Consider the following 14,804-nt stretch of genomic DNA (forward strand, 5'->3'; position numbering starts at 1 on the left):
CTGAGATTAAAGGCAGCTTTTAACCCTCTTTCCGCAGTCATTTCCCCATGAAACTTGGGATTTTTGGCTAAGATTGGCTCATCTAAGCCTTTTTCGGCTAATTTATCGCGTATTTTGCTAATTTTCCAATCCTGTCGTCGTTTTAGCAATCTTGCCACCAATTCTAACGCCAAGGGTAAATAACCTAAGTCTTGGCATAATAATTTAGCTGCCTCGATTTGTGTGTCAATTCTGTTGTCTTTAAGGTAGGAACGCAATAAATCAAGTGCATCTTCTTCTTTTAGCACTTTTACCCGAAAAGTTGCAATTGTCGCTGATAAATATTCTTTGCGAGTGGTAATTAAAACCTGAAAGCGTTTGTCTTCTTGCGGTGGTAAATAATCCCTAATTTGCTGATATTCCTGTACATCATCAAAGATAATTAGGACATTTCCCGCTAACCAGTTTTGCCAGCAATAACGAATTTTTTCCTCTAATTCTCCCTCGTCTGGTAAAGTTAATTTGAGATGTAACCGCGCAAAATCTAAAATGGAAGTACCGATATCAACGGGTTGGCGAGTTGCCGCATTTAACCAACATATACCCCCGGGATAGGTTTTTTCCCGCCATTGTTGCCAGCCAAACTGTCGGGCTAGTTCGGTTTTACCTATGCCTCCCATTCCTGTTAAGGTAGAGATAGCAAGCGTTTGGGATTGTTGTAGTTGCTTTTTTAAGTCAATTAATTCCTGATCCCTACCAACAAATCTAGGGATATTACTATTAGATAAATTGTGAGGATGTTGTTTAACCTGTTCCTGAACAGGCGGCTGCAGTCAGGTTTTATTGATGTTTATAGTTTCTGCTTGATAAACTTCACCAACCTCACCCTGATTCTGTAAATTTTGACCTCCAGAATTATTCTGGTTCATACTACTATTATCCTGAATTTTTAAGGATTAAATTTCTGTTGCTAAACCCTTGACTTTTTCGGCGAAATCTGCTTCATCATTCATGGCAACTTTTAAATAATCTGCTACTTTTTCTAGATCAGTTTTTGACCCTTTGTCAGCAGCTTGTAAAGCTTTTTCAGCCTTAGGATTAGCTTTAAGTTTATTCCAGATGATTTGCCGCAAAGTCTTAATTTTTTCTAGAGCAGTTTCGGTAAATTTTTCTACAGTAGTCTGAAATACCAAAGCAACAATTGTCGCCACTGTTATCGGTTCCATAGATAAAATCGGGGTGATGAGGGTTAACTTTATTATATTATTGGGTTTTGATTTTTTGCCACAATATAGGGATTTTAGAGATTGCTTCAGTGGTAAATTCCTGTACTGCTAAAGTAAACTTGTGGTTAAGGTATCATTCATGATTCAGTCCTCATTTTAGCTTTCATAATTTTATTCTGCCCTATTTTTCTTAATCAATCACAGTCCATGACACAATCACAGCATCAGTCTAAACTGTGATTGAAATGATTGAATGAATACTATGATTATATTGTATTCAGCAACCTTTTATCAATAATCAATCACAGTCCATGACACAATCACAGCAATCACAGTCAAGACGGCATGGGAGAGGAAAGAGCCGTGTTATCGTAAAAATGGGGATAGATGGGGGGTTTGGTCTTGCAAAATCGGCAAATAGGGATAAAATCAAAACAAGTTAATTTTTTCCTTACCATATCATGTTAACCCCATCGGATAGTAAATTATCTAAGCAGCAGCAGATTCTCTCGGCTGTTTCCGACGAAGAAGAACAGCTTAAACAGCAAAGGATTCAGGAAGTGCTATTGTTAATAGATAGTTTATTCCAAAGAGAGGAAACGACTTTTAGGATTATCATCGACTGTCTTTACGATGTGGGTTCGTTAAATTTAATTAATAAAAAGTTTCATAGTCGTTACTTAAATTTTATTATGAAAGCGATCGCTCGTTTTTCTAAGCCTATGTTCAGAATTTATGCTCTCTATTGGGTGAAGAAAAATAGCCCGAAATTAATTACTAATTGGTTGGCTAGTAAGGTTAAATTCTAGATCGATCCCCCCTTAATCCCCCCTTGATAAGGGGGGTGCCGATCCCCCCTTAATCCCCCCTTGATAAGGGGGGGAACTGACAATTTTTAACAGGTGCATCTCAATTTGGTCGAAATATCTAGATGACATTTTGGGCGCACGCAGTGCGCCCCTACCATTGGCGCAATAATATTATTGTAGGGGCGAATTGCATTCGCCCTCTTTGAACAACTTCTGCTGCTCATCTATAGGTGAGAGAAAATCAGAAATATTGAGATGCACCCATTTTTAACACCTACCTACCTATAAACCCCAGAGACAGTAATCAGCACCAAAAAAACTGTTTCGGCAAACCCTAGCTAGGGACTTAAATTTGCACCTGTCTGAGATGACGACGGGGATCGGTGCTACGCTGAGATTTAATTTTCTCGTATAATTCCCGTTCGATCGCCGTTAATTCTTTGGGAGTATCGATGACAATTTTGACTAATTGATCGCCGCGTTGTCCTTTATTATCGATCCAACCTTTGCCGCGTAAGCGCAGGGATTGACCGGAACGAATACCGGCGGGAATTTTTACCGTCACCAGGCCATCGGGGGTAGGAACTTCGATCGCTGTGCCTAAAACCGCCTCATCGGGAGTAATCGGGACTTCACAGGTTAAATTATCGCCTTCAAAAATAAAGAAAGGATGGGGTTCTAATTCCACATCGAGAAATAGATCTCCCCGTTGTTTACTCAAGGGATCGATTAGTCCTTTACCCCGTACCCGGAGACGATTACCGGTTTTGGTTCCTGGGGGGATTTTGATATCGATCATTTCTCCGGCTAAATTAACCCGTTTTTGTACTCCTCGTAAAGCTTCCCCAAAACTCAGACGCAGTTTAGCGGTGGAGATACCAGAAGTGACGGATTGCGGTGGAGTACGAGCGCCGGCAAAGTCGTTAAAATTGCTAAAATCGCCAAATCCTCTCCCCGGAGTCCCGTAGGAATGGGAACTGGGGCGAGTACCGCCGGAGCGCCCCATGCGACCGAGCAGTTCATTGATAAAATCATCAAAGGTGCTGTACTGGCTAAAGTCAAAACCGTCGGAACCAAAGTCAACCCCCGGATTACCACCCGGCCAATTCGATCGCCCGGACTGTTGCCAATATTGTCCAAATTGATCGTATTTTTGGCGTTTTTCGCTATCGGAGAGGACTTCGTAAGCTTCACTAATTTCTTTAAAACGTTCTTCGGCGCTTTTATCGTTAGGATTGCGATCGGGGTGATATTTGACGGCTAATTTACGAAAAGCTTTTTTAATTTCTTCAGCGCTGGCAGTTTTACCTACTCCCAGAACGGCATAATAATCTTTATAATCTGCGGCAGGCATCGATACGCTATCTCCTTAGCAATGAGGATTCAGTCGGGATATTCCTAATCTAACTTAATTTTATCGTTGTCAGGCTTGAATCAGTGATCAGTGATCGGTGAACAGTAACCAGTAACCGGTGATCAGTGAAAATAAAGTGCCAAAGTTTTCACTTAACACTATCTACTTAAAACTCCAATCTGATAACTGATAACTGATCACTGATCACTGAAAGGGAAATTGCCGACGACGACGATACCAAGTTCCCACACCTACTAACAGAGCAATGAGGGTAAAAGCCACCATTAGGGGCAGTATATCGCCTTTTCCTAAAGATTTTAAACCCGCACCCATCATGACAAAGGGTAAAATTCCGGGGACAGTGCCTAATAAAGTACCGATGAAATAATCGCGAAAACGGATAGAAGTTAATCCCGCCACAAAGTTAACGATACCGTAGGGAATAATCGGTAATAGACGGATAGCAAACATATAAAATAGGCCGCCTTGCTGCATTTCTGCATCGATCGCTTGCCATTTTCCCTGAAATTTTTTGGCGGTATATTCCCGGCCGATAGTACGGGTAAAAGCAAAGGCAACTATAGCGGCCACTAAAGCGGCGATCGTTGTCCAAACTGTTCCCATAACTACCCCAAAGATCGCCCCACCACTGAGGTTTAAGGGGGTAGAAGGCAGGATTAAAATTGTCCCGATCGTATAGAGAATAATATACAAAATGGGGGCCATAATTCCCATTTGTTTTAACCAGATCTGTAATTGTTGGGAGTCGATACCACCGATTAGATAAACTCCCATCGCCGTGGCGATAATACAAATTATGGTTAGGATAATAACACTACTTTTAGTTTTAGACATTTAACGGCAATTTTGGGCTAAGTGCGGGTTATAAAACATAAGATGCAACAGGGGTTTATATTTTCCTATTGCCAAAAATTCAGTTAATCTCCTCGAGAACCACGATCGAAAAACCATTGACTTTATAGCGATCGGCAATTACTGCCCCTTGCTCCACAGACCAACAATTATAATTGGTTTCTGCCCAAGCTGCCGTGTCAATAAGTCTTACCCAACGATAATTATTGCCTGGGGAGGGAAGGCGAAAATCCACTGGCAGATGATACATATTAATTAACACCAAAAAATCGTGATCACCGACGGCACTACCATCAATTAAAAACCAAATACAGCGAGCATGGGCAGTTAAATCGCTAACCCCATCGGGTTTTTTAAATAAATAGGTGACACTATTGCCCGCATTGAGAACCATATCGCCATAGCGGCGCTGTTTGAGTGCTATATGATTGTTTCTTAAGTGAGCAATATAAGCGGCAAAAATAAATAAAGGATTGCGTTCTTCTTGATTAGTTCCCGTGCCAAAATTATTGTGATAAGTTTCCCGATAACCCGTGGGTAGTAGATGGGGTGAACGGGTGGCAATCATATCATAATTATTCCAAGTGGCCACACTATCAATATTGTAGGGATTATTATTACCATTTTGAGTGCGGCCAAATTCATCACCCCAGACAGTCATGGGAACACCGCGAGATAAAAATTGAATCGTCCAAAAGTTGCGTAATCTTTGGCGACGTAAGGCCTGATTACCGCCAGAATCCCAAGAATCGTTATTATTATTGCCGCCATCGGAAGGACCAAAAGGCCAGGGATTGAGGTTATTTTTATTGTTATAACTGACCAAATCCATCAGGGTAAAACCATCGTGGGCAACAATAAAACTGATCGATTTGTGTGGTCCGCCTTGGTCGTTAAAATTGCGATAATCTCCGTTCACCTGTTCGATGAATTTAAAAGTATTACTATTTCCCTTGCAAAAACGCCGGATTGCATCGCGATAACGGCCATTCCACTCGCCCCAACCTGCTGGGAAATTACCCACTTCGTAACCCCAGATATCCCAAGGTTCGGCGATCATTTCAGCATCGTATTTCTTGCCTAATTGCTCGATCTTTTCTAACAAAGGATGTTTAGGAAAGAATTGTTTTTGTTTGCCCCAATCTTCTCGTTCATGACTAGAAGGGATTCGACCGAGGACGGGGGCCAGATCAAAACGAAAACCATCAACTCCCATGGTTTCTAACCAATAGGTGAGGGAATCAAGAACCAGATTACAGGTGACAATATGGGAAAAGTTTAATTGATTTCCGCAGCCAGTGGCCCCATCAACTAGATAATGTTCGTCGCTGAGTTGATAGTATTCCACCACATCAAAACCACCAAAACTAACAAATCCGGTGACATCGTTGCTGCCCCAATTGCCCCCTTCTCCGGTGTGATTATAGACCACATCGAGATAAACTTCCATACCTTGGTCGTGGAAAGCTTTGACCATGGCCTTAAATTCTCTGGTGGGTCCACCGGGGGAGCGATCATAAGCATAACGGCGATCGGGAGCGAAATAACCAAAGGTCATGTAACCCCAATAATTACCGCCGGGGCGATCGTCGGGGTTATTATCGTTAGCGGTTTCTTGGACCGGTAAGAGTTCGATCGTGGTAAATCCTAGCGCTTTCAGGTATTTGGCCATATAGCCGGCCCCTGCATAAGTTCCTCTGTACTGGTCGGGAACGTTGGCCACTTCCTCAAAACCTGTAATTCCCTTGAGAATGTTTTCTAAACGACTAGCGGAGGGGTGATTACTTAAACCGCGCACATGGGCCTCGTAAATGATCGCTTTTTCGGCCCCCAGACGGGGACGAATCCCAGTAGAAGTCCCATCCGGCGCGATCACAATGCCTTTGGGCGACCATTTACCCGTATCGTATTGCCGCCGGATCACTCCTTTGTAGTCCCCTTCTCCCGTGGCATAGATTCCAGCATTTTCTCCGGCTGCGATCATGGCCGGGGTTTCAAGGTCGTGGGAAAGTTCTCGCGCGTAGGGATCGAAGAGGACTTTATTGGGGTTAAAACGATGGCCGAAATCGTCCACATCTGCCCGAAAACCGGCGTTACTGTGGCCTCTTTGCCATTTTTGATCAAATTGCCAATTGGGACCCCAACAGCGAAAAGCGTAGTAGCTGCCCTGGGCAATACCGGCGATTTTTGCCCGCCATATATCATCATTGGGGTTTTTTGTCAACCAGTAATCATACTTAGCGTTTTCTCCCGTCGGGCGATCGTAGATTTCCAGAAGAATCTGACTGGCATTTTTAGAATAGACGGCAAAGGTGACGCTATCGCCCCGATAATGCGCTCCGAGGGGATAGGTGGCATCGGCCCAAAGATGGCTATCTAGGGGGGCATAATTACCAGATTGGGGATGATTTTGACCGATCGCTGGTAACATAAATTGGCGGGGTAATATCGCCTTTGATGATAGACATTTTTCGCTCAAAGAAATAAGAAAAAAATCTAAAGCTTGCTCCCCGGGAAAAACAAGTTGTGCAATTCCTAGTAACTACCTACATAATTTTCCTCTCTAAAGCCAGAATTGACAATCATCTTCTAATAAACTAGGATAAATTCCTTGTAAGCGTCGATAAGCAATAATGTCCGCTCCATACAAAGGGATAGGTAAACGGGTGTCTTTGAGAGAACCATAGTGAAGTAAAGTTAATTTTAAGGTAGTGTCAACTAACTGTTTTAAATTTACTTGCTCTCCTAATTCATGAACTTTTAAGCGCAAGGGACGAGGAACACCAATTTGTTCAGAAATTTGCGTAGTTATCAGGATAACTTCCCGCTTTGATAAAGCAAAAGCTAATCCTTTTGAGGGAGCATTTATCTGTTTTTGCTCAAGATTATAAAGTCTAGGAATGCAAGTTTTATAACATTCTACGAGAATAAATTTAGCATTAATCGCCCTAGCTCTTGCCAGTAAATTGTCAACCTCCTTTCCTTGAAATTTACCATCTCTGTAAATGAGAACTGTCTGATTTTTTAGTTCAGCTTGCGGTAAAAAATTTTCCAGCATACGTTGAGGAATTTCTTCTCCCTCGGTTAAACTATCTTCTACCCGACAGCGAACAAATTCTCCCTGTTTGCCATATAGTCGCACACTTGCACAAACATTGAGACTCCCCGGAAGATTTTTTTTAGGCTTCCTTCCCACATCTAAACCAATAAAATAATCGGCAATTTCTAGAGGTTCAGCAAGGACATAGGGTAAATTTCCTAATTTGGCTAGGATTCCGGGGACAACTTGATTGAGAATATTCTTATAGTTGCTCTTATCATTTAAAGTTTCCTCATAAATCATTTGAGTCATAACTCCACGCTCCAAAAACTTGTTTTTAATCCACGAATATAAACTTCCTTCTTCAGTATTATCAGCATTGCGATCCTCTTGAGGAAGAAAGACTAAAGCAATATCTACAGGAATTTCTCCTCGAATTAATTGATCAACTGCTTCTTCCAGTCTAGCTCTTTTTTCAAATCCTACACCTTCAACAGAGAAATTTATTTGATTCTCTGATGGCAAAATGGTATCAAATTTATAAAGTTCTAATCGCTTTTCTAATTGTTCTCTAAAATCTCCCACTTTCAAATTAGCTGGTTTCAGAATAGCTAAACGAATTTTACGAGCAGGATCCTGATAGTCTTGATGACGTTGATATACACCCCCCTTCGATAATCCTTTGAGAGTTTCTCTTTTTTTTCCCCTTTCTTCCTTACCAAATAAGATGGGAGTTTGTTCAAGAGAAATAGGAGGAGTCCAAAATAATGCGGGGTCTTCTCTGCTGTTAATACTTTTTTCTTTTAACTGAAACCCAAAGTTATTTAAGGTATTTTGTGCTTCCTGCTTATACAATTTTAATCGTTCTTGTCGTTCAGCATAGAAGATTTTTGTTTCCTTTAATAACTCTCCGTAATTGACTTGAAATAGACTCTCATCTTTATCTGTTACACAGGGTTTTAAAGCTGCTAATGGATAAATATACTCCCGGGGATTTTTGCCAAATTGTACTGCCACCACTGGCTGCTCCAGATGAGCTTCTTCTAATTTTCTTCGACTAATTGAACCCGTAGCTTTTGTTAATAGTTCCTCTCTTTTTTCCCCAATTGTACCCGCTATTTTAATAATTTTAGCTATCCCATTGGTTTCTATAGTTTTAACCTTTAAACCTACTAATAATTTAGCAGCATCTTGTCTATAGGGATGATTTTCGTAAAACTGTTCTAAATCTCCACTATAGACAATACTACTTTCAACAGTTAAACAAATAGCTGGATCGGTGTCATTGATGATTTCTGCCCAAAAGTTAACTTCTCTCCTTACCTGTACTTGGTTTTCACTTATCTGACTATCTTTGGGAAAAACTATTGGATAGGAAAATTTACCAAATATTTTCATAATTCTAACTGCTAATTGTGCTGTAACTAAAGCTGTTATCTGCCAGTCTTTTAGCCAATGAATAGAATAATAGTGATCGCCAATATCTTCTCGTAAAACCTCTTGAATATCTGATAAAGCTTCTTTCCACTGTTGTGGAGAGGGAAAAGATTTTTCATCTTTAGCTAATACCCAAAAACAATTATCTTCAAAAACAACCACCACAGCAGGAAACTTATGACTGAATTGCCAACTAAAACGATTACCTATTTTTCTAGTAACTTGATGATTAAGCTTAAAACAATTTAAACAATTATTCTTGAGAGTTAAGGAACTAATTTCACTCAAAAATGTTGGAGAATTGGCTGTGTTAGCTGCTGTGTAATTCATAATCTAAACCTCCTTATTTGCATAATCACAAATCGATGTAAAAGGACAATAACGACAGGCATAGCCACTTTGGGGCGAAAAAATATGATAAAAATCTTCGGGGTGATCTTTATATTTTTGTAGTTGTTGCTGATGTTTTTTGGACAGGAAAGCTAGTTCGATTTTAACTGCTTCTATTGCCTCGGAAGACAGGGATATTTTTTCTGAGCTTGTTTGGGTTTCTAAATTGTAAAAAGAAGCGACAATTTTTTCCTGAGGATAACGGTAACTAGCCGCTAGTAAATAAATATGAGCCTGACGACGATCAAAATTAGATTGACCAGTTTTCAAATCTAAAATATGTATAGTGTCATCGGCTTCTCTGAAAATACAATCAAAGGCAGCGGACAAATTAAACTTATAGTTACCTTGCTCGATAACAATAGGTTCTGGATAACCTTCATCGCCTCTAGATAAATTAATAATCTCTTTATTCAATAAAATTGGTTGTTGATAGTAATTGTTTAAAATTACTAAAACTCTGGCTTGAATCTCTGGCGATTCTTGATTTAATTGCAGGATTTCTGCCACTTGTTCCACCCCATGGGAATCCGATAATCTCACCGGCTCTTGATGAAACTCAAAAACTCCTCGTTGTGCCAACTTACCAATTTTTTGCGGTTGATTATCTTGTGATAGTAATCTTTGGACTTCTGGTTCTTTGTTTCGCGCTTTTTCAAACCCCCGTTTTGTCTGACAATGCCAATTTTCATAGCCAATCGCTGGTTTTAGCGATCGCCAAAGACTATAGCTCATCGGAGGATACCAAGGCTTTTTGGGAAACTGGCAGGACAAGATTTTTTCCCTCGGTCAGGATAATGCTAGGATGACATTGACTAAAATAATCAACGCCAATAAACTAACTCTAGCCTATGTTGACTATTTTAGTCAACCCTTGATATAATTTTTTTGAGCGGTTGGGAGAAAAGCAGTGTCAGAAACATTTGGACAGGTTATCCGCAAAGCTCGTCGAGAGGAGGAATATAGTCAGAGAGAACTAGCTAAGTTGATTGGGGTGGACTATACCTATCTATCGAAGCTAGAAAATGATCATGCGGGTTATCCTCCTAGTCAGCAGGTTATTGAGTCCTTAGCGACTCATTTAAAATTAAATGCTCAAACCTTAGGGGAATTGGCAGGACGAATTAGTTCAGATGATCAAAAAGTCTTCAAAGAGTTAGTTCAAAAATACCAACAAATGCCAATTTTATTGCGTCGCATGAAAGACAATCCCAATTTTGCCCAAAAAATTATTTCTGAGGCGACAAAATTAGAAACAGAGGAGTAAATATCTTGGATATTATTAAACCCTATAGTTTTATGCCCAAAACAGAGATTGAAGCTCAGGCAGACAATATTCTCAAGAAAGTAAAAGCTAATCGTCGTCGTCCCTTAAAAAATTGCGATATTGCGGAAGCAGCGTCTGATTATTTTGATTTGGCTATTGAATGGACGGATATAAAGCCAGATCAAGAGGGAGAAATCGCCGCAATGATTATTCCCACAGAAAAGAAAATTATTCTCAATGAAGATGTAAAATTCTTAAAAGATTCTCAAAATTCATCCTTGGCAAAAGAAGGTTTTAAAAATTCGAGTTTAGCTCATGAAATTGGTCATTTTGTCCTTCATATTAATCAAAAGGCCGTCTCTAACTTTTTGGATCGAATCAATCAGGGAGATTCCTTAGAGACAATTCAACCTTTTCTGTGTCGGACAGTTGATTCTAGCCAAAGAATTGAATGGCAAGCACAATATTTTGCCAGTTGTTTACTAATGGCGATGAGTGAGTTAGAGAAAGCCATCAAGGGCCGTGACTTGACTAAATGGGGACATCTGTATGCGATCGCCGACGAGTTGGGAGTAACTATTACTAATCTTAGAAGTCGTTTAGAAAGTCTCCATTGGATTAAAGTCGATAAAAAAGTAATTTATCCCGGCAGTAATTTTCCCAAGAAATAGCTTCAATGTTCCGAGGAAGATTTTGCCCATCTCGATCGACTTATTTACTCATAATTTCGGCGGTTTGTGAGTTAGGAATCGGTTCAAAGTTGTGGTCGTCAGCCAGATATTCCGGATAGGTGGAGAATTGGGGTAGTATTTCTAGGGTAAAAGCTTCGGCAGCTTTCGAGCGATAGCGATTCGGGTTAATAATTACCGACAAGGTGCGTCGTACTTCCACATCTTTAATTCTGGTCGCGTGGATAACTCCCATTTGTAGTTCTTTTTCGATCGCTGTCACCGAGACAAAAGCCGCCCCTAAACCGGATTGTACGGCATTTTTAATCGCCTCGATCGAGTTAAGTTCCATCTCCACTTTTAAGCGTTTGGTATCGATCTCGCAACGGGTTAAAACCTTGTCGATGACTTTGCGAATCGTCGATTGGGAATCGAGGGTGATAAATTTTAGTCGATATAAATCCTCTTTTTGAATCATTTCTACCTTAGACAGAGGATGAAAAATAGGCAGGACTAAAGCCAGTTCATCGTCTGCGTAGGGGATAATCCGCAGGGTTTCTTGTAATTCGGCGGGAACTTCTCCCCCGATAATGGCTAAATCCACTTGACCGTTAGCAACGCTCCAAGAGGTGCGACGGGTGGAATGAACTTGTAGCTGTACGGATACTTCTGGGTATTTTTGCCGAAAAATCCCGATCATGCGGGGAAGAAGATAGGTTCCCGTGGTTTGGGAAGCACCGATGATTAGGGTTCCCCCTTGCAGATTTTGTAGATCTTCGATCGCCCGACAGGTTTCTTGACAGAGAGTGATAATTTTTTCGCCGTAGCTTAAGAGTAGGTGTCCCGCTTCTGTTAATTGGGCTTTCCGACCGCCCCGGTCAAATAACGGCACATTTAGCTGTTTTTCGAGGTTTTGTACCTGAAGACTGACCGCCGGTTGAGATACATACAGGGTATCTGCCGCCCGTTTAAAGCTTCCTTCGGCAGCGATCGCTTTGAGAATTCTCAGTTGGTCTAGGGTGAAGGGAATGTCGGTCATAGAAAGCCTCAAAAACAGCGACAGGAGAAGGGGAGGACAATAGCGACAAATCTTAAGCCAGTGCCGATAAATACACTGAATTGACAGTACCACACCACGGGGATCAATGCTTCAGGTAGTTCCAGTTATCAGTTACCAGTTATCAGTTATCAGTTATCAGGAGTCAGGAGACTCCGAGACAGGAGTCTCCGAGTCTCCGAGTCTCCGAGTCTCCGAGTCTCCGAGTCAGGAGATAGGGTGGTCACTGCGTGCGCGTTGCGGGGAGTTTTGGGGTTTTGGGGTTTTGGGGTGTTTAAATTCCTCCACTTCCCCACTTCCCCACTTCCCCACTTCCCCACCCCTCACTGATCACTGAAAAAGGCTGCCCCAGCAATTATCGGGTTGACTTTTGTGTACCACTTAATCGTTCTTAACCAAGAATCTTAATGATATTTTAAGATTTTTTAACAAACTGCCCCTAGCCGAGATGAACGTATATTCTATAGGGGAGCGAGTGTAGATTCCTATTCCCGTTCGATCGCCCGCTAATTCTCTGGAGATCAGCACCCATGCTTACTTTGCTCCGTTCGCTGCTATTTTCCACCCTATTAAGTTTTGTTGCCCCCGTCCTCTTGGTAGGTTCTATTTTAGCTGCTTTATTGGCCACCAGTCATGTCCCCGGCTTTACTTGGGTTTCTCAGACCGGTTTTAGCCAAATCCTGCAATTTTTAACCATTTTCGGCGACGGTTATCCCCTACAAGGAATGTTAACCATCGCTGTCACCTTTGCTTTTGTTGGCAGTTTATTCGATTTATTTAACTTTTACGTCTATCAAACCAATCGGGGACAGTAACAGGCAAAGGGTGATATTGACTGTCTAGAATGGGAATGAGGTTTTTATGGGATCGAATCGTCTATGCGCCCTATTTTCTGCCGTTTTTGGCTATTAACCCTGATTACGCTGCTGCTCACCCTGAGTATCGGGATGATCAATCCCCAACCCAGTTTCGGGCGCTCGTGGATGGATTTACTTTTTCGCGGTGTGCAGGTTATTCAACTTGCCACTATTTCTCCTCAGCAGGAAGTCGCCCTCGGTAGGCAGATTAATCAAGGTTTATTAGAATCAGGTAAGGTAAAACTCTCCAAAGATGCCAGAATTAACTAATATGTCCAAGAAATCGGACAGCGATTAGCGGCAACTAGCGATCGCCCTGACCTTCCCTACACTTTTCAAGTGGTGCGCGACAATAGCATTAACGCTTTCGCTACTATGGGCGGATTTGTCTATTTACACACGGGATTGATTAAAACTGCTGATAATGAGGCGGAATTAGCCAGCGTGATTGCCCATGAAATCGGCCATATCGTCGGTCGTCATCGAAAATTTGGGTCTGAAACCCCGCCGTTTTAGGTTGGCTTTGCTGTTAAATATGAGCATCGTTTACGAAATATATGCTAAAATATGAGACATGGAAAAAGCCTATTCTTACCGATTTTACCCAACACCAGAACAAGAGTCGCTATTGCGGCGCACATTGGGCTGTGTAAGATTAGTTTACAATAAAGCTCTCCACGAACGAACACAAGCATGGTATGAAAGACAAGAAAGAGTAGGATATGCTCAAACTTCTTCAATGCTAACCGATTGGAAAAAGCAAGAAGAATTAGACTTTCTCAACGAAGTAAGCTGTGTACCTTTACAACAAGGGTTAAGACATTTACAAACAGCTTTTACTAATTTCTTTGCTGGTCGTACTAAGTATCCTAACTTTAAGAAAAAACATCAGGGAGGAAGTGCCGAATTTACCAAATCTGCTTTTAAGTTCAAAGACAGACAAATCTATTTAGCTAAATGCACAGAACCCTTACCTATTCGATGGTCAAGACAAATACCAGAAAGCTGTGAACCAAGCACAGTAACAGTCAGATTACATCCTTCTGGACGTTGGCATATTTCAATTAGATTTGATGACCCAACAATCCAGCCATTACCCCCAACCGATAAAGCCATCGGAATTGACTTAGGAATTAGTAGCCTAGTAATTACCAGCGATGGCGATAAAGTATCTAATCCTAAGCACTTTAAAAAGCATTATCGGAGACTGCGAAAGGCACAAAAAAATCTTTCTAGAAAACAGAAAGGGTCAAAGAATCGAGAAAAAGCCAGAATCAAAGTAGCCAAGATTCACGCTCAAATCACCGATAGCAGAAAAGACCATTTACATAAGCTAACCACTCAATTAGTTCGTGAAAACCAAACGATTGTGGTTGAGAATTTAGCTGTCAAGAATATGGTCAAAAACCCGAAATTATCTCAGGCAATATCTGATGTAAGCTGGGGAGAAATAACCCAACAATTAGCCTACAAATGCCGTTGGTACGGAAGAAATTACATCGAAATAGATAGATGGTTTCCTAGTTCTAAAAGGTGTAGTAATTGCGGGTACATTGCTGAGAAAATGCCGTTAAATGTTCGAGAGTGGGACTGTCCAGACTGTGGGACGCACCATGACCGAGATATTAACGCCAGTAAAAACATTTGGCTCTTCGGGAATTGTTATGCAAATAATTAACTTAAAATAAAATTCGATGAGAGTACCTGGGTGCATCCCACTTAAGAGCGAGTATAAATACTCATTGAGAGAATTATGAGAGAATAGAGAGAAAAAATCGGAAAAATTTCATGTTAAACATCCCTCCAGAAGAAAAAGCGCAAGTAGAAATATATCTAACCGAGACAGC

At 41.1% G+C, this 14,804-nt stretch carries 13 protein-coding genes and 1 pseudogene; 6 read left to right on the forward strand and 8 right to left on the reverse strand.

Going from position 1 to position 14,804, the window contains the following annotated elements; translation table 11 throughout:
• Together IM515_RS03345 and IM515_RS03350 are read right to left on the reverse strand one after the other, a co-directional pair.
• Positions 1-677: NB-ARC domain-containing protein (locus tag IM515_RS03345; protein ID WP_287627151.1), on the reverse strand; the 677-nt coding region annotated here is incomplete at its 3' end.
• A gap of 258 nt (positions 678-935) precedes the next feature.
• Positions 936-1,205, reverse strand: coding sequence for a hypothetical protein (locus tag IM515_RS03350; protein WP_287627141.1), 270 nt, complete (start codon positions 1,203-1,205; stop codon positions 936-938).
• A gap of 461 nt (positions 1,206-1,666) precedes the next feature.
• Between IM515_RS03350 and IM515_RS03355 the strand changes: the two genes are divergently transcribed.
• A complete protein-coding gene (locus tag IM515_RS03355; protein ID WP_185237515.1) occupies positions 1,667-2,014 on the forward strand; it encodes a hypothetical protein in 348 nt (115 codons plus the stop codon).
• 346 nt (positions 2,015-2,360) lie between these two features.
• On the opposite strand, the gene IM515_RS03360 is transcribed toward IM515_RS03355, so the two are convergent.
• The 5 genes from IM515_RS03360 to IM515_RS03380 all read right to left on the reverse strand — a co-directional run bounded on the left by IM515_RS03360 (position 2,361) and on the right by IM515_RS03380 (position 9,843).
• Complete coding sequence (locus IM515_RS03360) at positions 2,361-3,368, reverse strand: DnaJ C-terminal domain-containing protein (protein ID WP_287627142.1); 1,008 nt, start codon at positions 3,366-3,368, stop codon at positions 2,361-2,363.
• 204 nt (positions 3,369-3,572) lie between these two features.
• Complete coding sequence (locus IM515_RS03365; protein ID WP_002768427.1) at positions 3,573-4,223, reverse strand: TVP38/TMEM64 family protein; 651 nt, start codon at positions 4,221-4,223, stop codon at positions 3,573-3,575.
• A gap of 79 nt (positions 4,224-4,302) precedes the next feature.
• Positions 4,303-6,672, reverse strand: a complete 2,370-nt coding sequence (locus tag IM515_RS03370; protein ID WP_287627143.1) for a glycogen debranching protein — start codon at positions 6,670-6,672, stop codon at positions 4,303-4,305.
• A 132-nt stretch (positions 6,673-6,804) separates the two neighbouring features.
• Positions 6,805-9,048: a Piwi domain-containing protein gene (locus IM515_RS03375; RefSeq protein WP_287627144.1), complete on the reverse strand. Its 2,244-nt coding sequence runs from the start codon at positions 9,046-9,048 to the stop codon at positions 6,805-6,807.
• A 3-nt stretch (positions 9,049-9,051) separates the two neighbouring features.
• Positions 9,052-9,843: a PD-(D/E)XK nuclease family protein gene (locus tag IM515_RS03380; RefSeq protein ID WP_287633603.1), complete on the reverse strand. Its 792-nt coding sequence runs from the start codon at positions 9,841-9,843 to the stop codon at positions 9,052-9,054.
• Positions 9,844-10,018: 175 nt separating this feature from the next.
• Between IM515_RS03380 and IM515_RS03385 the strand changes: the two genes are divergently transcribed.
• The gene (locus IM515_RS03385) at positions 10,019-10,375 is read left to right on the forward strand and encodes a helix-turn-helix domain-containing protein (RefSeq protein WP_287627146.1); all 357 of its coding nucleotides are present in this window, start codon (positions 10,019-10,021) and stop codon (positions 10,373-10,375) included.
• A 5-nt stretch (positions 10,376-10,380) separates the two neighbouring features.
• Positions 10,381-11,046, forward strand: coding sequence for an ImmA/IrrE family metallo-endopeptidase (locus tag IM515_RS03390; RefSeq protein ID WP_287627147.1), 666 nt, complete (start codon positions 10,381-10,383; stop codon positions 11,044-11,046).
• Between the two features lie 40 nt (positions 11,047-11,086).
• Here IM515_RS03390 and IM515_RS03395 read toward each other — a convergent pair whose 3' ends face one another.
• Positions 11,087-12,082: a LysR family transcriptional regulator gene (locus tag IM515_RS03395; RefSeq protein WP_287627148.1), complete on the reverse strand. Its 996-nt coding sequence runs from the start codon at positions 12,080-12,082 to the stop codon at positions 11,087-11,089.
• Between the two features lie 548 nt (positions 12,083-12,630).
• Here IM515_RS03395 and IM515_RS03400 point away from each other — a divergent pair.
• The 3 genes and pseudogenes from IM515_RS03400 (at position 12,631) to IM515_RS03410 (ending at position 14,635) form a co-directional block, all read left to right on the forward strand.
• On the forward strand, positions 12,631-12,915 hold the full coding sequence (locus tag IM515_RS03400) for a hypothetical protein (RefSeq protein ID WP_052277378.1): 285 nt from the start codon (positions 12,631-12,633) through the stop codon (positions 12,913-12,915).
• Between the two features lie 63 nt (positions 12,916-12,978).
• Positions 12,979-13,440: pseudogene (locus IM515_RS03405) on the forward strand (M48 family metalloprotease); the annotation flags it as partial.
• 91 nt (positions 13,441-13,531) lie between these two features.
• The gene (locus IM515_RS03410; RefSeq protein WP_287697863.1) at positions 13,532-14,635 is read left to right on the forward strand and encodes an RNA-guided endonuclease InsQ/TnpB family protein; all 1,104 of its coding nucleotides are present in this window, start codon (positions 13,532-13,534) and stop codon (positions 14,633-14,635) included.
• The last annotated feature ends 169 nt before the right edge of the window (positions 14,636-14,804 follow it).

The sequence above is a fragment of the Microcystis sp. M44BS1 genome, from assembly GCF_020244875.1.
GTDB lineage: Bacteria > Cyanobacteriota > Cyanobacteriia > Cyanobacteriales > Microcystaceae > Microcystis > Microcystis panniformis.